Source organism: Flavobacterium sp. (genome assembly GCF_032153895.1).
Taxonomy (GTDB): Bacteria; Bacteroidota; Bacteroidia; order Flavobacteriales; family Flavobacteriaceae; genus Flavobacterium.
In genome coordinates this window covers 11,866-30,237 of sequence record NZ_JALDYN010000026.1, presented here as the reverse complement: position 1 = coordinate 30,237, position 18,372 = coordinate 11,866, and the positions used below count along the sequence as shown (strand labels likewise).

The following is an 18,372-nucleotide window of genomic DNA, read 5'->3' as shown; positions in this document are numbered from 1 at the left end:
TGTGCGGTAGAATGTAGCACCTTCTACAAGAGTAGGGTTGCTAAGGCTTCGTCGGGTCTAGTCCCTCTGCCTTTCGTGATAACATCAGCTTGTGTAAGAACGGGGCAAAGCTAACAAATAATTTTGAATTCGGAAATATTTTCTAATTATTGATTTTAAAATAAATTATTTTAGATTTTTATTCCAATATTTCAACAATTAGCAGTTTATTATTCTAACGCTTGCTGTAAATCATTGATAACATCCTGAACGGTTTCCAAACCTACGGAAACGCGTACCAAACCGTCGGTAATGCTTACCGCTAAACGTTCTTCTTCCGATAATTTGCTGTGGGTGGTGGAGGCCGGATGGGTTACAATGGTTCGGGTATCACCCAAATTTGCGGAAAGCGAGCACAACTGAATTTTATCCAGAAATTTACGGCCGGCCTCGATACCTCCTTTGATTTCAAAGGCTACGATGTTACCGCCCAAACGCATTTGTTTTTTGGCGATTTCATACTGTGGATGCGATTTCAAAAAAGGATATTTTACTTGCTTTACCTTCGGATGGCTTTCCAGAAATTCGGCTACTTTTACCGCATTTTCGCAGTGTTTTTCCACGCGAATCGGCAAAGTTTCCAGACTTTTGGATAACACCCAGGCGTTGAATGGTGACAAAGCCGGGCCGGTGTTTCGTGAAAACAAATAAATTTCACGGATTAAATCGGCTTTACCCACGGTTACACCGCCTAAAACTCTACCTTGACCATCGATTAGTTTCGTGGCGGAATGCACGACCAAATCCGCTCCGTATTGAATTGGGTTTTGTAAAAATGGTGTAGCAAAACAGTTGTCGATGATTAAAATCAGGTTGTGTTTTTTGGCGATTTGCCCTAACAATTCCAAATCGATAATATCTACAGCAGGATTGGTGGGCGATTCGGCAAAAAGGATTTTGGTATTCGGCTGAATGTAACTTTCAATGGTTTCGGGTTTGTTGATGTCGAAATAACTCGTGGTGATGTTCCATTTCGGAAAATATTTGGTGAACAACGTATGGGTTGACCCAAAAACACTTCCTACCGAAACGATGTGATCGCCCGATTCCAACAGTGCCGCAAACGTGGAATAGACCGCCGCCATTCCGGTGGCAAACGCGTAACCGTCTTCGGCTCCTTCCATTTGGCAGATTTTCTCCACAAATTCACTGGTATTCGGGTTGCTGAAACGGCTGTAAATGTTGCGCTCTTTTTCTTCGGTGAATGAGGCGCGCATGTCTTCCGCATCTTCGAAAACGAAACTGGATGTTAAGTATAACGGCACGGAATGCTCTAAAAACTGGGTGCGCTCGGTTTGGGTTCTAATGGCTTGGGTTTCGAAGCCGAATGCTGAATTACTCATTTTAATTGTTTTGTTTGTTGTTTATTATTTACTTTTTTCTGCCAATCTTAAAATATCGCCAAAAACTCCACGTGCGGTTACAGCAGCTCCTGCGCCTGCGCCTTGAATCACTATTGGGTTTTCACCATAGGATTCGGTATAGATTTCGAAAATGGAATCGGAGCCTTTTAGTTGTCCTAAGGAGCTTTCCTGCGGTACAGAAACCAGACTTACTTCCAGATTCGCTCCGTTTTCCACGGATAAATCACCGGACAAATCGCCAACGTAGCGCAACACATGGTTTTCGGCTTGACTGGTTTTAACATTCTGATAAATCGGGTTTAATTCTTCTACTCTTGAAAGAAACTCTTCCACGCTTCCTTCTCTTAGGTTTTCAGGAATCAGGTTTTGGATTTTGATTTCAGAAAACTCATTGCTCAAATCCAGTTCGCGGGCAAGGATTAATAATTTGCGTCCGACGTCGTTTCCATTCAGATCTTCGCGCGGATCGGGTTCGGTGAAACCTTTTTCGATGGCTTCATTTAAAACATCACTAAACGATTTATCAGTAACGGAAAAATTATTGAAAAGGTAGCTCAGAGTTCCCGAGAAAACTCCGCGAATTCTCGTAATATTTTCACCAGAATGATGCAGCAGACGAATCGTATCAATTAACGGTAACCCCGCACCCACATTGGTTTCATACAGATAGTTCTTTTGGTAGAAATTTAAATTCTCACGCAGGTTTTTATAGAAACTGTATTCTTTGGTGTTGGCAATTTTGTTGGCAGAAACCAAATCGAAGCCATTTTTAATCAGTTCAACATAATTGGATACAAAATCTTTGCTGGCTGTAGTATCAATCGCAATTAAATTCCCTAAATGCTGCTCTTTTACTGCGGTTAGAATATTTTCTATTGATGATTTTTGAGTTGAAGTCTGCAATTCTGACTCCCATTTTTTAGAAACTCCTTTAGCATTGAAGATAAACTGACGAGAGTTAGCAATCGCTACCACATTAAGCTCGATTCCTTTGCGTTGGATGATGTTTTCACGGCTTTCCAACAACTGATTGATTAACGTTTTTCCAACTGTTCCGTGACCAAAAATTACCAAATTGATTTTCTTGGTGATTCCGAAAATTTCGCTGTGAATTACGTTTAATGCTTTTTTAAGCTGAACTCTTTCCACTACCAAGCTCACATTTTTTCCCGTTACGGTATTGTTGAACAAAATCGGTACAATCTGATTGCGGATTAAGGCATCATAAGGTTTGTTGAACGTGGCCAATTCCTGTCCGATGATGGAAATGACCGATACGTTTTCGGTTAAATAAACGCTACTGACGTCTTTTGTATAAAAATCCAGTTCGAATTCGGCTTCGATGGCGGCTTTTGCTTTTTGAGCATCTACGGCGTTTACGATAAACCCGATACCTCTTTCGGAAGAGCCTTGGGAAATAATGCTTACACTGATGTTGTTCTGGGCTAATACTCTGAAAATTCTGGCGTCGATTCCTGGTTTTCCCAACAATCCGCGACCTTCTAAATTTACTAAAGTTACATTTTCTAATACTGAAAGTGATTTGATGCCTTTTCTGGAGTTTTCAGCATTGATTAACGTTCCGTTGTGGGTGTGATTGAACGTATTTAAAATTCGAAGTGGAATTTTCTTTTCAATAAGCGGAATTATGGTTTTGGCGTGAAGAATAGTGGCGCCGAAAGTGGCAATTTCGTTAGCTTCCTCAAAAGAAAGCTGGTCGATTTTTTTGGCGTCCGGTACTAAATCCGGGTTGGCAGTAAAGATCCCGTCTACATGGGTGAAGCTTTGTAATTCTTCGGCATCTAAATAATTAGCAAGAAGTGAAGCAGTAAAATTACTACCGTTGCGCCCTAAAGTAGTGGTTTCGCCATCGGTACTGGAAGCAATAAAGCCGGTTACGATGTTTACGGTGGTTCCGTTATTGGCGGCAAAATGATTTTGAACGTTCTTTCGGGAAATCACATCGACCGGTTGCGCGTTCCCGAACTTGGCATCGGTTTTAATCAGTTGGCGGGTATCGGAAAAATTAGCGTTGATTCCCTTTTCTTTCAAAGCCTGAGTGACCACTTTTCCGGAAATCACTTCGCCTTGAGCTAACACACTGTCTTTTATTTTTTTACTGTAATCACCTAAAAGTGCTACACCTTCAAATAGTTTTTCGAGTAATTCAAACTCGGTTTTCAAATCAGCGGCAGAATTGTTCTTTTGGTAGTTTTTGAAGTTTTCCAATTGCACTTGATAGACTTCGTTCCGCTTGGCTTTTTCGAGAATTTCTTCCAAATCATCGGTTGCATTTCCAATGGCGGAAACCACAACCGCGAACTTTTCCTGTCGATGGACTTTGTCTAAAATAATGTTGATTGCTTTGTCGAAACCGCCGTCATAGGCTAAGGATTTTCCTCCGAATTTTAAAATTTTCATAGTCGTTTTGTTTTTAGTTTAGTTTTATTTTTTGTGTTGTAAAGGTGTTTTTCAGTATGGTGTTGAGCTGTTCAAACTCAATTAAAAAAGCGTCGTGCCCGTGAATGGATTTAATTTCATGATAGGTTACATTGGAATTCACGCGCTTCAGGATTTCATAGGTTTCGCGATTTTCATCTGCTGTGAAAAAACAATCCGAATCGACCGCTATCAAATGAATATTAGCTGTGGTTTGTTTGGCGAAACTGATAAACTGACCACAATTTGTAGCTTCTCCGATAGTTTTCAAAAGATGATTCATCAGTTTATAGGATTCCAAAGCGAAACGATTTTCGAGTTTTTCTCCGTGGTGCAAGAGCCAGCTTTCAATCTGGTACAACTCCTGATTTTCTTGCTTACTTCGATTGAATTTTGCTTTTAACGATTCCGGAGTTCGGTACAACAACATCGCATGCAAACGCGCATCATGAACCGGATTTGAGGAATTATTCAGAATCTTATCTTGTACTAAAACATTCGCAATCAACCAATCCGAAGCTTTCCAATCTGATGCTACAGGAATTAGGTTTTCGATGTGATTTGGTTTTAAGAAAGTCATTTCCCAGGCAATTCCTCCGCCCAAACTTCCACCGATTACCGCAAAAAGGTTGTGAATTCCAAGAAATTGCAAGCCTTCCCAAAACAACAGAGCAATATCTTTCGTTGTGAACTCTTTATAATTCTGAATCAGGTTTTCTGTATTTCCATCGAAACCATTGCCCGGAATATTGAAGGCGATAACGGTATAAAAGTCTGTATCGATGGTTTTTTCTGTTCCGATTAAGGCATTCCACCAACCATTTTCTCCGATTACCTGAGAATTTCCGGTTAAGGCATGATTCACCAAAACCACCGGAGCGGTTCCAACAGGTTGACCAAATGCCTGATAATACAATGGCAACCAACGTTTGTAAGCTCCGTTTTGGAGTGTGATGTCGAAAATATCTATTTTTTGTAAACTCATTTTTCTCTTTTTTAAAAACCACCTCCGGCTGTGTTGGCAGACGTACCGAAGGCGGTTTAACAAACAAAACAACGTATCGTTAGGCAGCGTCGTGCTGCTTGTATTCTTTTAAAAGGGTTAGTAAAACCGGAGTCGAATTGATTAAGTTATCACGAAGCGGACATCTTTCTTTTACCTCATCAATCCATTGTTTTAATAAGACTAATGGCGCGTCGGAAGTTGGCTTGACAATCACTTCAATTTTTCGGAAGCCTGCTCTGGAACGGGTTGGAATTCCTTCCACTTTTTTGGTTTCCAATTCTCCGATAATATCCACCTGAACGGATTGCAATTCGATTCCCAATTCTTCGGCTACAATCAAACCTACTGCATTGATACTCCCGGCAAATCCTGCCAGCAAATAATCCGTAGGACTTGGCACTTTTCCCGAACCAACTGAAATCGTATTGTTAATACTTAAACTCGAACCGTTTGTGCTAACAGAAAACTGATTGCTGTTTTCTGAAATTCCTGTTACGGTAACTACTTTATTGCTCATGTTGTTGATTTTAAGGATTAGATGAAAAGAAATTCATTTTCTTCGGAATTGATTTGCAGTAACAACAATTCTGAAGTATCTGCAACTTCCTCGATTACTTGATTTATTGAATTTTCAACAGAAATCGTTTGGGCATTTTCGATGAGCGCAACGATTTCCTGGATTCTTCTGATTTTATTTTTTAAAGCTGTCATGTCTTAAATTTTTAATGAATTGTAAATGATTTGAAATAAAAAAGTCCTTTTGGATTTGTTACCAAAAGGACTTTACAGTTTGAACTATAACTTGAGATTAACTCTTCCGCTTTCGGCAACAATAATGGGGAATGTGGTGCGTATACATGCACATCATTCGTTTCATAAACATATTTTTCATTGCCGTTGTTCTCATTTTTTCTCTAATTCTGATTAAATATTTAAGTTTTCTTGTTGGTTTTGGTTTAAATAAAAAAAGCCTCTGCGGTATGCAGAGGCTTTGGCTGTATATTTTAAATTGAATTTAAAAATTAAGCAATAAGGTCCTCTGCGGTTATTTTCCACATAAAATGACACATATATCGCTTTGTAAAAATCATTTTTTTATTCTGTTTTGATGTCGCAAAATTGAAAACTAAATTTGAATTAACCAAACATCAGAACCAAAATTTAACAATTTATTTTTTTAAAAGATTCTTTAATACTACGTATTAAAACTTCATAACGAAGATTGCCCTTAAAAAAGTTCTTAAATTTTACTAATCTTTCATAAACTTTGAAGTCGCATTTCCTTCATCTGTAACAATCTTAACAAAATACATTCCTGTATTCAAATCTGCGACATTCATGTGAAAATCAGTTATTCCGCTCACACTAGCATTTTTCACCACTCGCCCATTCAAATCTAAAACCTGAACAGATTGAATCATTGAATTAGATATAGAAACAACATTCAATACATTTCTCGCCGGATTTGGATACAATGCAAAATTCTTCATAAAAAAGTCCTCTGAACTTAAAGTCCTGTCAACAGAAAACGCATCTATTCCTATGAAATTAGAATTACTCCCACTAGGTCCGGCACTTGTTGGAACCGTATACCTAAATGCAACCCTACAACTAGTAGCGCCAGCCAAACCACTCACAGTATAACTGTATTGTGTCCAAACCTGTGGATAACCCGATGCAGTAGGAAAAATGGTATTTACGGTAACCCCAAGTGTTGTGTAATCACCAACTCCAGTCGTCCCGGATGGATTCACAGAACCTGCCCCGTTTGTACTTAATCTCAATTCAAGATTATCAGCCCAAGTTGAACCGGTTGCAGTTCTTGTATAAAAAGAAATCACATCACCATTTTCCAACGTAAGTACGGGCGACATTAACCAGTTACTAATAACACCTGTTCCAGCTGTATTATTATAATTAGCTCCAATATAACCTGTCTGACCTCCGTTGTATCCGGCAAAAGTAGTTCCTCCACCTCCTCTAAACCATCCAATAGTCCCTACAGGATTACTCTGATTGGTAACCGTCCAACCTGCAGGCAACGTAACAGGATCTCCTAATACATCAAAGTTCTCAGTCATTAAATTTTGACCATTAACAATCGAAAAAGCAAATCCTAAGCTCCAAAAAAGTAGTTTTCTAATCATAATTTTCTATTTTTTAATTGTTTACCAAAAATACGAAATGCCTTATATCTACAATATTACATCGATTAAAGACATGTTTTCACAGCCTAAATACATAATTCTAACAAGAATTTGAAATCAAAAAAAGAGCCTTCAGTAAAAAAAGTTAAGTTTCATTTGAAAATAAAATTTCTTTCATACATTTGCACCTGAAAATCAAGAGGAAAAATTTGAACTGATTGCAACCTCATTAAAAAAATGCTAAAGCAGTAACACTACTCTTTAGGCAATCGCTGCAAATTTATTTCCTCACTAATTAAATTTTAAAACAATTTATTTATGGCTTATTTATTTACGTCAGAATCAGTGAGCGAAGGACATCCGGACAAAGTAGCGGATCAGATTTCAGATGCATTAATCGACAACTTTTTGGCTTTCGACGCCGATTCTAAAGTAGCTTGTGAAACTTTGGTTACAACTGGTCAGGTGATTCTTGCTGGTGAAGTAAAATCAAAAACATATCTTGACGTTCAACAAATTGCACGTGACGTAATCAAAAAAATCGGTTATACGAAAAGTGAATACATGTTTGAAGCAAACTCTTGTGGGGTTTTATCGGCTATTCACGAACAATCTCAGGACATTAACCAAGGAGTTGACCGCGCCAGCAAAGAAGAGCAAGGTGCCGGAGACCAGGGAATGATGTTCGGTTATGCTACCAACGAAACAGCAGACTACATGCCTTTAGCCTTAGATTTGTCTCACAAGTTATTGCAAGAATTGGCAGCTTTAAGAAGAGAGAATTCGGCAATTACATATTTACGTCCCGACGCTAAATCTCAGGTAACTTTAGAGTACGACAATAACAACAAACCAATGCGTATTGATGCTATCGTAATCTCTACACAGCACGATGATTTCGCTGATGAACCGACAATGTTGGCAAAAATCAAAAAAGACATTATTGAGATTTTGATTCCGAGAATTATTGCAAAATACCCGCAGTATGCGCATTTATTCAACGATAAAATTCAGTACCACATCAACCCGACAGGAAAATTCGTAATCGGAGGTCCTCACGGTGATACTGGTTTAACTGGAAGAAAAATCATTGTAGATACTTACGGTGGAAAAGGAGCTCACGGTGGTGGTGCTTTCTCTGGAAAAGACCCTTCAAAAGTGGACCGTTCTGCAGCGTATGCAACACGTCACATCGCTAAAAACTTAGTAGCTGCAGGAGTAGCTGACGAAATTCTAGTACAGGTTTCGTATGCAATTGGAGTAGCAAAACCAATGGGTATTTTTGTTGAAACCTATGGTACTTCAAAAGTAAATTTAACGAATGGTGAAATCGCTAAAAAAGTAGAAGCTATTTTTGACATGCGCCCTTACTTCATCGAACAACGTTTGAAATTGAGAAATCCTATTTACAGTGAAACTGCTGCTTACGGACACATGGGAAGAAAACCGGAAACCGTAACCAAAACTTTCAAATCACCAAGCGGAGAAGAGAAAACCGTTACTGTAGAATTGTTTACTTGGGAAAAATTAGATTATGTAGACCAAGTGAAAGCTGCTTTCGGACTATAATTTTCAGAAACAACAATAAAAAAAGCCTGACTCGTTAAAGTCAGGCTTTTCTTTTATAAGGCATATTTTAAACTCAAAATCAAATAACGCGGCTGAACGATGTAGCTTGAAAAACTACTGGTTCCTCCCAACTGACTAAAACTACTGTTGTTTAACGAACCAGTGTTCAGCAAATTGGTTCCGGATAATTTCCATTCCCATTTACTGTCTTTTTTCTGATACATTAACGCTGCTGTTAAGAAATCGTATTCGTTCTCAACAGTTTTGGATTTGTTCCGATTGTGATAGAAAGTATATTCCGAAGTAAATGAAAAAGCATCTAAAAAGTAGTATTCCAAAGTAACCGACGGCGCATCTACATAATACACATCGCTCGAAAAATCATTAATCGTGAAATTATAAGCCACTTCGATATTTGGAATCTTCTTATAATTCGTCGAAAACTTCACGTTGTAATTTTGCGTAAATGATTCGGTACTTTGAATTTCGGTCGGATTGTTGTCCGGATTCGTGTCGCTGTCCGGATATACACGAAGGTTGTTAAACTTACTCCAGTTTAAACTTGCGCCTACTGAACCTTTGTAATAACGCAAAAACGAACGGCCGTAATTTCCGCTTCCAGAAAGTGTTTCATCGGCAAACGAAGAATCCATATTCACTGAAGTCGATTCCTGATTAATTCCTGTCAGCAAAGCGCGGCTCTTAATTCCGTCAACTTGTTTCGTATAAGTAAGATTCGCGAAAATGTTCTCAAAATTGAACATATTGTACTTAAAATAACGAAGGGAATGTACTTGCGAAAGTGAATTTTCTAACATACGATTTCCACTGAACAAGCTGTTATAATTGGAAAACACGTAGCCTTCCGCCAACTTATTGATGTCGGTAAAACTATTCGCCATCGTGAAATTATATGTCAGTGTTTCCGCTTTCTTCAACTGCCACAAAGCATAAAAATCAGGCAGGAAACGATTGAATGACATTGTGTTTGAACTTCCTAACTGCTCATCTTTCGTTTGATAATTGTGGAACGTAAAACCTGGATTGAACGTAAATTTCCCCGTAATAAATTTATAATGCAAGCCTAAAAATACATCGTTGAAAGCGTAATTCACATCATTGTTGTTTTCATCCGCATTCAAATCGTTCTGATTTCCATTGTCTAAAATCTGAAAAATGTGTGAATTGAAATTTTGATACGAATAGGTATTTCCTAAAGTAAAATTGATGTTGCTTTTTGGGGTTACCATATAATAGTAATCGAATTTCCCGTCAATTTTATTCGTCTTCACAAAACGATTTTGACTCACGTCATTTCTGGTTTGACCGTTATCATATCCTGACAACATAAACGGCTGAACCGCCAAATTCGCATTGTAAAACGGATCTTCATCCTGATATAAATGCTGCATTTCAAAGGCAAAGACGTGTTTTTCGTTCAGCGTATAGTAGTAATTCAAATTCTGATTAAAGGAAAAGGGATTCTGTTTCTTTTTCGAATACACATCGTTAAAAACTGACACAGTTCCGGAGCTGGTTGTAACATCAGAATTAGACAACAACGTACTCAATTCGTCTTGTTTCGAAAACTTTGCCAAAGCATCATAATCGAAATGCACTTTTTCAGATGGCACGTAACTCGAGCTTAATTTAAATAACCCAAGTCGGCTTTCCTGCTTTGTTACGCTGGTTTCATCGTTTACAGTTGTCACACCGTCACGATCGATACGAGTCGATTTGGAATTGGTCTGCAAATCGGTTTCACTACCCATTAGAATCCCAAAACCGCTAATACTCCATGCTTTTGAAGGATTGTAACTGAAATTCGCCGCTCCAAACTTGGTATCAATTTCTTTTGCCTGATTGTTTCTCAACCCTAAGATTCCTAAGTCGTTGGATACTACATTGAAACTGGTTCCGGCGCGGCGCATCATGTTTTTGAAACCGCCCGTAAACTTGAAGTAGTCCTGCATGGTTAAAGGCAGTTCTCCAATATTGTTGAAATTCCCGATAGCGTTAATACTGTATTTCGGATTGTAATAAAACAATTTCGGATTGAGAATATGCCGGTCTTCTTTATGCCCAACACCAATTCCTGCGGTCATATCTCCAAACCAGAAGTTTTTCTTTCCTTCTTTCAACTTAATATTAAGTGCTACGTTTTCTTCGTTGTTTTCCAATCCTTTCAAATTGGTAACTTCATTGTAATTGCGTAACACCTGAATTTTATCCAACGCATCGGCAGGGATATTCTTTGTGGCCAATTTTGTGTCGCCATCGAAGAAATCTTTACCTTCCACCATTACTTTTTGAACGGTTTTCCCTTCTACCTGAATTTCACCATCCTTATTGACTTCAACGCCAGGTAGTTTTTTCAGCACATCTTCCAGTTTACGCTCGGTACCGTTTCGAAACGAATCCGAGTTGTAAATAATCGTATCGCCACTAATGGAAACCGGCATTTCCTTCACGATTTCGATTTCCTGCAACATCGTTCCTTCTTTTAAAACAATGTTTTTAATTATCGGTTCGGTTCCGGTTTTAATAGTCGTTGTATACGCCTGATAACCGACATAACTCACTTTGATATCGTAAGCTGTATTCGGGTTTAATAGGATTTGAAAGCGCCCTTTGTCATTAGTTATAGAATAGCCATCCATCGCTTTGGTCGTTTGATTAACCGCCATGATGTTTGCCATTTCTAAAGCAAAACCAGTCGTGTCTTTTATCGTTCCTTCGAACTTTACATTTTGTGAAAAAACTGCTGACGTTACCAAGAACATCAGCAGTGTTAAGAATTTATTTGTCATTGTGAAATACTTCTGCAATTGTCAATCGATTATCTAGCCATTCGGATTTGCATTCCGCCTCTATTTCCACCTTGCGATTGAAACTGATCGCGCATTTCTTCCATTTTTTTGGTTACGATTTCGTCGTATTCTTTCTGCTTAACTTCTTTACCGTTTTTAGGCGCTTTGATTTCCACTTTGTCTTTAGTGTTCATAACTAATTTGGAACACATCACCACAGTTTTCCCGTCGTTAACTTCTAAAATTAAACCTGGCAATCCCCAATAACCTTCAGGACCCTGATTGATTGGTACTTCTGGCGTATACCAAGCGGTAATGGTGATTTCTTTCGGCATTTCATAATCGTCCATAAAGTTGGTCGATTGTTTTTTCTCTTCGCCTTCTTTTTTCTTTTTCTCACGGTAATTACGCATGTCGGAAGCATCAACTGGTTTTACCGCAGTTGCTTTAAAGCAAGTATAATCTCCGATTTTTTTGGTTTCGCTTTCCAGTTTCCAAGCCAATTTCGGAAGTGAATCGACCACCAAAAATTCTTTCCCCATAAACTCTTTGTCTACGGTAAATGTTTTCTCTTTTACGTTTTTGTAGTAGGTTCCGCCACCGCCCATCATCGAACTCATCATACGGAAACCGCCTCTGTCCTGACCTGGTGCGTCTAATTTTTCTTCTTCTTTGTAAATGGATGATGTCTTATCAAAATTCAGAATGAAAGTTTTCTCAAACATTTTTTTCATACGCTCTTCGATCATTTTTCGCATTTCGGGCGTAATGTCTTTATTTCCGTCCATTCTGGATTTAAAATCTGAGGTACTGGTTTTAGACTCGTAAACCGCCATTCCTTGAAAATCTTGTGCAAAAGCAGTAATTGACGCGAAAAAAGCGACTAGCAATATGGATGTTTTTTTCATAATCTACAGATAGTTTTAGAGTTAATAAGACGATTGAGCTCCTTATTTGTTACATAAATTCTTAATAAGACTTACAAAATTGTAAAAGGTTTATTTGTACCTTGGCAAAGATGAAAATTTTAACACACATCTTGTTGCTTTTTGCCGTGACGAATTGTTTTGCTCAGTCCAAAACGGTTAGTCTTCAGCTTATTGCTGCTCAAGAAGTAATTGCCGATTCCTATGTTGGAACCGATTCCTTTGACAATTATTACACCATTCAAAATCAGGTTTTTAAAAAGAAAAATAAAACAGCTGAATTTCAATACAAAAACATCGCTTTAGGTAAAATTGAAAGTACCGATTTACAAAATCCGTTGCAAATCGTGCTTTTTTACAAGCAAATGAATGCGGTTGTACTTTTGGATAATCAATTGAATGAAACCATCAAAATCAATTTTTCGGAAACCAATCCGGAGCTTTTTCCGACTCAAGTTCGGTTAGCGTCACAAAACAGGTTGTGGTTGTACGATCAGAACTCACAAAAATTAGGACTTTACGACTTTGTAAAAAATCATTTTCAACCGATTACCGCCAACATCGAATTACCGATTGTCCAAAGCCAATCCAATTACAATTACTTTTATTGGACAAATAATCAGCTGCAACTTTTTGCTTCCAACATCTACGGAAAAATTAATTTACTGGGAAATTTACCGGAATTTGATCAATTTGAATTATTGTCTTCTACTGAAATTCTGTTAAAAAAAGACAACATTTTAAGCATTTACAATTGCGAAACGAAAACTTCGCAAATCATTCCAACGGAAGAAAAAAGCATCAAAAGTTTTTACTATAGAGACCAAATTTTGTCTATTTTTACCAACGAGCAAATCAGAACTTATAAAATAATTTTACCATAATGCACATAGCCATCGCTGGAAATATCGGAGCCGGAAAAACAACACTAACGCGACTTTTAGCCAAGCATTTTAAGTGGGAACCGCATTTTGAAGATGTGGAAGAAAACCCATATTTGGATGATTTTTACCATTCGATGGACCGCTGGTCGTTCAATTTGCAGATTTATTTCTTGAACAGCCGTTTCCGTCAGATTTTGAAAATCCGTGAAAGTGGCAAAAAAATCATTCAGGACCGAACGATTTATGAAGATGCGCACATTTTTGCGCCAAACTTACACGCGATGGGCTTGATGAGCAACCGCGATTTCGAAAATTATTCATCCTTATTTGAACTGATGGAAAATTTAGTGGGCGCGCCGGATTTGCTTATTTATTTGAGAAGTTCCATTCCGAATTTGGTGGGACAGATTCACAAACGCGGTCGCGAATACGAAAACACGATTTCGATTGATTATTTAAGCCGATTGAACGAGCGTTATGAAGCTTGGATTCAAACTTACAACAAAGGAAAACTACTAATTATCGACGTAGACAATATCGATTATGTAAACAGCCCGGAAGATTTAGGAAACGTCATCAATCGCATTGACGCTGAAATCAACGGTTTATTTTAAAATTTCATTCCCGATTTAGTCGGGATTTTTTATACCAAAAAGAACTGACAATGCTAATTTTCAAGAAATATCGATGGCTTTGCTTGCTGCTTACAATTAGTGTTTTGTTCAGCAATTGTCAGGTGTATCAAAAAGTTCCGGTTACGCTAGAAGAAGCTTCTGTATCCAATCAGCGGGTTAGAATCATTACTACAGACAAGCAAAAACTATTATACAAAAGCATTATCAAAACAGACAGCACTTATTTCGGTTTGGAAGAATCGGGCTCCAACATCATCCAAAAACCAATTAAAACTGAAGAAATCCAACGGATTCAAATTATCAACAAACCCAAATCCCGATTGGTAAGCATTGCTGCAGGAACCGTTTTTGCTGGCTTGCTAATTTTCTTAATTGGTTCAAATGTAACTACTGGCGCTGGTGCGGTTGGTGGTTTTTAAAGCTGATTCAAACTTTTCACGGAAACGGTTTTAATGGTTCCTTCAAAACGAATTTCTTTAGTTTCGCCCGGTAATAAATCGAAGTAATTGTCTTCGAATTTTACGCCTTCCGCATTGATAAAAACGTTTTTAGATAAAACATCGGTGGTTACTTCTATCGTATTGTCATCCAATTGACTTACTACAATTTTAGGTTGCTGAAACTGCATTTCCTTCGGTTTGGCAAAATAATGCATTGCTAGTTTTTCAACATAATCCGAAAACAACAACTGAACCGAAAGTACCGACTGCTTCGGATTGAAATTTCCAAAATCCTTTTTATCGACTGTAAAATATACTTTTGAAGAGTTTGCTTCGACAGTTACAGGAATTGTGTTTTGCCATAAAACGTCGCCGTTAAAGGACAATAATTGCAAATTCAATCGTGCGGATTTTTCAGTCAAGTCATCAGTTACCACATACACTTTACACTGATTTTCTTCTTCGGCAACCGAAACCAAAACCTCATCAAAACTGCGCTTCGTCTGATAATGAAAGGCTTTCCAATTCCCAAAATAATCCACCGAACTCCACGACGTAACCGGCCAACAATCGTTGAACTGCCAATACAAACTTCCCATACAATACGGCTTGGCGCGACGATGGGCTTCAATTGCGGTTTTCATTCCTTCGGCTTGTAGCAACTGAGAAACATACAGATAATCTTCAAACTTCTCAGGAATTTTGTAATCGCGCTCCATATAAGTTTGAATCGTTTGATAACCAGTCGGGTGTTTTTGATGGTTTTTTATGGCTTCGGAATTTAAATGTAAATCGTTCTCGTTTGCAAAATTTTTAAAGGTTTCCAGATTCGGCATGCCCTGAAAACCGTATTCGCTCATAAAACGACCTACTTTCTTTTCGTAGACTTCAAACGGTTCCATGCCCCACCAAACGCCCCAATAATGAGAATCTCCTTGCAACAGACTTTCTTTTCGTCCCCAACCGATGGAAGGCGATGACGGCCAATAAACATTCTTCTCTTTCGGCAAAATACTATCCAACGTTTGCGGAATCACTTCGTGGAACAACTTTTTGTAATCGTTCCAGATTTTCGTAGAATCCTGAGCGGAATACTTGTATTGTTTCTGCCAGCCCCAATTGTGCCAGCCTTCGTCATTTTCGTTATTCCCGCACCAAAGCGTCAAACTTGGATGATTTTGCAAACGGTTTACATTGTCAATAACTTCCTGTTTTACATTCTGAAAAAATGCTTCATCTCCCGGATACATGGCGCAGGCGAACATAAAATCCTGCCAAACCAAGATGCCGTTTTTGTCGCATTCGTTGTAAAACGCTTCATCGCCGTAAACACCTCCGCCCCAAATTCGAAGCATGTTCATGTTAGCATCGACCGCATCTTTTACCATTTTTTGATATACTGAATCTTTGACTCTGGGCAGAAAACTGTCTGGCGGAATCACGTTCGCACCTTTCATAAACACCGGAACACCGTTTAATTTGAAGTAGAAACTTTTGCCCTTAGCATCTTTTTCCTGAACCAATTCGATGGTTCGCAAACCTATATTCAGTTCTTTCTCGGTTAAGGTTTGCATGTTGCGGGAAAGAAAGATTTGAACAGGATACAAGTGCGCTTCTCCCAAACCATTGCTCCACCAGCGTTGCGGCTTTTGAATTTCATACAGAACCTTCAGTTGTTGTCTTCCTTTTTTCAGATTGAAATTTTCAGATTTTTCATTAAGCTGAATACTATAATTCCCTGATTTTTGACAATTTACCGTAACATGAAAAATTAGTTCGGCTTTTAAATCGGTTAAACTTTTTTGTTCAAATTTTACCGTTTCAATGGTTGCGGAATTGTAAAAACGCAATTGGACTTTTTTCCAGATTCCTGCGGTTACAAAACGAGGTCCCCAATCCCAACCGTACTGATATTGCGCTTTTCGGGTGAATATTTTTTCGTCGCCCGGCAAAGTATATGGCAACTTCTTAGCCTCTTCTTTTCCTTTTTTAACAGCCGGTTCAAAAACGACTTTCAAATTGTTTTCGCCTTTTTTTAGCAGTTTTTTTACCTCAATTTTCCAGATTCGGAACATATTATTGGCTTTCAGAATGGATTTTCCGTTGAGAAAAACTTCGGCATACGTATCCAATCCGTCAAATTGCAGTTCAATAAATTCCTGTTTTAAATCTTCGGGAGAAATTGTAAAATTGGTTTCGTATTCCCAAGCTTCGTTTTCAATCCATTGCAATTGTTTTTCATTGGTTCCGAAGAAAGGATTTTCAATAATTTTATTATTAGCCAAATCCGTATGAACGGTACCCGGAACGGTTGCTTTCAACCATTTTGTATCGCCTGATTTTCTGAATTGCCAGTTTTCTTCGCCTAAATCACGATGGTATTCTTGTCCGAAAACGATTCCGATAAACACAAAAACAAATAAAAAAGACAGTATTTTTTTCATCAACGCAATTCTGATTTTAAAGCTTTTACTTCATCAATATTGGCAGTTTCACTTCCGTCAGTAATGGCTGAGGAATGATAAAATCCGGCGTTGGTTTGCTCTCGTATCAGTTTTATATTTGAGGAACGTAAGCCGCCACCCGGCATAATGACGATTCGATTGTTGGCTTTTACGACCAATTGTTGCAATACCGAAATTCCTTCGACCACATTTGGCATGGTTCCAGAAGTTAAAATCGTTGAAAAACCACATTGAATCACACTTTCCAACGACTGAAAAACATCCTTCACCTCATCAAAAGCACGATGAAACGTACACGGAAACGGTTTCGCAATTGCAACCAATTCTGAATTTAGCAGCACATTGATACTTTTATCTTCATTCAAAATTCCGAATACAAAACCATTTACGCCGATAGTTTTGAAACGTTCAATTTCCGTTTTCATTTGTTGGAATTCTTCTTCAGAATAACAAAAATTTCCTCCACGCGGACGAATCATCACATACAGATCGACGGCAATTTCCTCCCGCAGTTTTTTGGTTGTTTCAAAATCCGGAGTGGTTCCGCCTTCTTTCAAATTATCGCAAAATTCGATTCGATTGGCTCCGCCTTCTTGCGCAATCAAAGCCGATTCGTAAGTAAAACAGGCTATTTCTATTTTTTTCATGCTTTCAAATAATAATCCGAATCTAATAATGTATTTCCGCTTTCATCGTGTTTGGCATAATTAAATCCGCCTTGTACACAATAAGCTCCGTGCTCGCCTTTTTTGTTCAAAGCGATAAAACCTACCTGAATATCTTTTAGATTTTTGTTCCGATTTTTAGTCAGTTTTACGATGCGCATTACGGCTTCTTCACAAGCTTTTTGGGGTGATTTCCCTTGTCGCATTAATTCCACAACCAAATGACAGCCCGCAATTCGGATGACTTCTTCGCCGTGACCGGTTGCCGTTGCGGCTCCAATTTCGTTATCCACATACAAACCCGCACCGATAATGGGCGAATCGCCAACGCGACCATGCATTTTATACGCCATACCGCTGGTCGTACAAGCTCCAGATAAATTGCCGTGTTCGTCCAAAGCAATCATACCGATGGTGTCGTGATTTTCGATATTGACAATTGGTTTATAGTTACTGGTTTTGAGCCATTCTTTCCATTCTTTTTCAGAAGCTTCCACCAAAAGATTTTCTTTCTTATGTCCTTGTGTCAAAGCAAATTGTAACGCTCCTTCCCCAACCAACATCACGTGCGGCGTTTTTTCCATAACCGCTCTTGCAACTGTTATTGGATGTTTGATGTGTTCCAGACAAGCCACTGAACCGATATTGGAAAATTCGTCCATGATGCAGGCATCTAGAGTTACCCGTCCATCGCGGTCTGGTCGTCCGCCGTAACCAACGCTTCGCTCTTTCGGGTCGCCTTCGGGAATACGAACTCCGGTTTCAACGGCGTCTAAAGCACGACCTTTATTTTTTAAAATTTCCCAAGCGGCTTCGTTAGCAGGAATTCCGAAATTCCATGTGGAAAGAACGATTGGTTTTTTTACTTTTCCTGAGACATTTACTACTTCTTCCTGCTCATCGGATTTTCCTCTGAAAGCATTCAACGCTACGGCTACGGAAGCGATGGCGGTGGTTTTTATAAAATTTCTGCGATTTGCCAT

The 18,372-nt window shown here is 38.6% G+C and carries 15 protein-coding genes and 1 riboswitch; of the genes, 4 read left to right on the top strand and 11 right to left on the bottom strand.

Going from position 1 to position 18,372, the window contains the following annotated elements; translation table 11 throughout:
- Positions 1-85: riboswitch (SAM riboswitch) on the bottom strand. This riboswitch is flagged as partial in the annotation.
- Positions 86-209: 124 nt separating this feature from the next.
- The 6 genes from RUH60_RS09200 to RUH60_RS09175 form a co-directional block, all read right to left on the bottom strand.
- On the bottom strand, positions 210-1,382 hold the full coding sequence (locus RUH60_RS09200) for an aminotransferase class I/II-fold pyridoxal phosphate-dependent enzyme (protein ID WP_313807602.1): 1,173 nt from the start codon (positions 1,380-1,382) through the stop codon (positions 210-212).
- 24 nt (positions 1,383-1,406) lie between these two features.
- Entirely contained in the window at positions 1,407-3,824 is a 2,418-nt protein-coding gene (gene thrA, locus RUH60_RS09195) for a bifunctional aspartate kinase/homoserine dehydrogenase I (RefSeq protein ID WP_313807600.1), read from the bottom strand.
- 13 nt (positions 3,825-3,837) lie between these two features.
- A complete protein-coding gene (locus RUH60_RS09190; protein WP_313807598.1) occupies positions 3,838-4,827 on the bottom strand; it encodes an alpha/beta fold hydrolase in 990 nt (329 codons plus the stop codon).
- A gap of 79 nt (positions 4,828-4,906) precedes the next feature.
- Entirely contained in the window at positions 4,907-5,365 is a 459-nt protein-coding gene (locus RUH60_RS09185; RefSeq protein WP_313807596.1) for an OsmC family protein, read from the bottom strand.
- 17 nt (positions 5,366-5,382) lie between these two features.
- Positions 5,383-5,559: a hypothetical protein gene (locus RUH60_RS09180; protein ID WP_313807594.1), complete on the bottom strand. Its 177-nt coding sequence runs from the start codon at positions 5,557-5,559 to the stop codon at positions 5,383-5,385.
- Between the two features lie 539 nt (positions 5,560-6,098).
- Positions 6,099-6,995: a T9SS-dependent choice-of-anchor J family protein gene (locus tag RUH60_RS09175; protein ID WP_313807592.1), complete on the bottom strand. Its 897-nt coding sequence runs from the start codon at positions 6,993-6,995 to the stop codon at positions 6,099-6,101.
- Between the two features lie 318 nt (positions 6,996-7,313).
- On the opposite strand from RUH60_RS09175, the gene metK reads away from it, so the two are divergent.
- The gene (gene metK, locus RUH60_RS09170; RefSeq protein ID WP_313807591.1) at positions 7,314-8,564 is read left to right on the top strand and encodes a methionine adenosyltransferase; all 1,251 of its coding nucleotides are present in this window, start codon (positions 7,314-7,316) and stop codon (positions 8,562-8,564) included.
- A 53-nt stretch (positions 8,565-8,617) separates the two neighbouring features.
- Here the strand turns inward: metK and RUH60_RS09165 are convergent, their stop codons facing one another.
- Both RUH60_RS09165 and RUH60_RS09160 read right to left on the bottom strand, forming a co-directional pair.
- Positions 8,618-11,374, bottom strand: coding sequence for a carboxypeptidase-like regulatory domain-containing protein (locus tag RUH60_RS09165; RefSeq protein WP_313807589.1), 2,757 nt, complete (start codon positions 11,372-11,374; stop codon positions 8,618-8,620).
- A gap of 29 nt (positions 11,375-11,403) precedes the next feature.
- Entirely contained in the window at positions 11,404-12,282 is an 879-nt protein-coding gene (locus RUH60_RS09160; RefSeq protein WP_313807587.1) for a GLPGLI family protein, read from the bottom strand.
- A 110-nt stretch (positions 12,283-12,392) separates the two neighbouring features.
- On the opposite strand from RUH60_RS09160, the gene RUH60_RS09155 reads away from it, so the two are divergent.
- From RUH60_RS09155 to RUH60_RS09145, 3 genes are read left to right on the top strand one after another with little or no spacing between them, the layout of a single operon-like run.
- Positions 12,393-13,184, top strand: a complete 792-nt coding sequence (locus RUH60_RS09155) for a hypothetical protein (protein ID WP_313807585.1) — start codon at positions 12,393-12,395, stop codon at positions 13,182-13,184.
- A complete protein-coding gene (locus RUH60_RS09150) occupies positions 13,184-13,798 on the top strand; it encodes a deoxynucleoside kinase (protein WP_313807584.1) in 615 nt (204 codons plus the stop codon). The genes RUH60_RS09155 and RUH60_RS09150 overlap by 1 nt, the downstream gene beginning before the upstream one ends.
- Before the next feature lie 50 nt (positions 13,799-13,848).
- Positions 13,849-14,238: a hypothetical protein gene (locus RUH60_RS09145; protein WP_313807582.1), complete on the top strand. Its 390-nt coding sequence runs from the start codon at positions 13,849-13,851 to the stop codon at positions 14,236-14,238.
- On the opposite strand, the gene RUH60_RS09140 is transcribed toward RUH60_RS09145, so the two are convergent.
- The 3 genes from RUH60_RS09140 to RUH60_RS09130 are packed head-to-tail and all read right to left on the bottom strand — an operon-like array spanning position 14,235 to position 18,372.
- Positions 14,235-16,703, bottom strand: coding sequence for a beta-mannosidase (locus RUH60_RS09140; protein ID WP_313807580.1), 2,469 nt, complete (start codon positions 16,701-16,703; stop codon positions 14,235-14,237). The genes RUH60_RS09145 and RUH60_RS09140 overlap by 4 nt on opposite strands.
- Positions 16,703-17,371, bottom strand: coding sequence for a copper homeostasis protein CutC (locus RUH60_RS09135; RefSeq protein ID WP_313807578.1), 669 nt, complete (start codon positions 17,369-17,371; stop codon positions 16,703-16,705). Before RUH60_RS09135 ends, RUH60_RS09140 begins: the two co-directional genes overlap by 1 nt.
- On the bottom strand, positions 17,368-18,372 hold the full coding sequence (locus RUH60_RS09130; RefSeq protein ID WP_313807576.1) for a N(4)-(beta-N-acetylglucosaminyl)-L-asparaginase: 1,005 nt from the start codon (positions 18,370-18,372) through the stop codon (positions 17,368-17,370). The genes RUH60_RS09135 and RUH60_RS09130 overlap by 4 nt, the downstream gene beginning before the upstream one ends.

Bases quoted from the DNA above. Each gene is read 5' to 3' on its own strand.
- RUH60_RS09200 (WP_313807602.1), bottom strand. From the start codon at position 1,382: ATGAGTAATTCAGCATTCGGCTTCGAAACCCAAGCCATTAGAACCCAA.
- RUH60_RS09160 (WP_313807587.1), bottom strand. From the start codon at position 12,282: ATGAAAAAAACATCCATATTGCTAGTCGCTTTTTTCGCGTCAATTACT.
- thrA (WP_313807600.1), bottom strand. From the start codon at position 3,824: ATGAAAATTTTAAAATTCGGAGGAAAATCCTTAGCCTATGACGGCGGT.
- RUH60_RS09175 (WP_313807592.1), bottom strand. From the start codon at position 6,995: ATGATTAGAAAACTACTTTTTTGGAGCTTAGGATTTGCTTTTTCGATT.
- RUH60_RS09135 (WP_313807578.1), bottom strand. From the start codon at position 17,371: ATGAAAAAAATAGAAATAGCCTGTTTTACTTACGAATCGGCTTTGATT.
- RUH60_RS09180 (WP_313807594.1), bottom strand. From the start codon at position 5,559: ATGACAGCTTTAAAAAATAAAATCAGAAGAATCCAGGAAATCGTTGCG.
- RUH60_RS09155 (WP_313807585.1), top strand. From the start codon at position 12,393: ATGAAAATTTTAACACACATCTTGTTGCTTTTTGCCGTGACGAATTGT.
- RUH60_RS09165 (WP_313807589.1), bottom strand. From the start codon at position 11,374: ATGACAAATAAATTCTTAACACTGCTGATGTTCTTGGTAACGTCAGCA.
- metK (WP_313807591.1), top strand. From the start codon at position 7,314: ATGGCTTATTTATTTACGTCAGAATCAGTGAGCGAAGGACATCCGGAC.
- RUH60_RS09145 (WP_313807582.1), top strand. From the start codon at position 13,849: ATGCTAATTTTCAAGAAATATCGATGGCTTTGCTTGCTGCTTACAATT.
- RUH60_RS09130 (WP_313807576.1), bottom strand. From the start codon at position 18,372: ATGGCAAATCGCAGAAATTTTATAAAAACCACCGCCATCGCTTCCGTA.
- RUH60_RS09150 (WP_313807584.1), top strand. From the start codon at position 13,184: ATGCACATAGCCATCGCTGGAAATATCGGAGCCGGAAAAACAACACTA.
- RUH60_RS09140 (WP_313807580.1), bottom strand. From the start codon at position 16,703: ATGAAAAAAATACTGTCTTTTTTATTTGTTTTTGTGTTTATCGGAATC.
- RUH60_RS09185 (WP_313807596.1), bottom strand. From the start codon at position 5,365: ATGAGCAATAAAGTAGTTACCGTAACAGGAATTTCAGAAAACAGCAAT.
- RUH60_RS09190 (WP_313807598.1), bottom strand. From the start codon at position 4,827: ATGAGTTTACAAAAAATAGATATTTTCGACATCACACTCCAAAACGGA.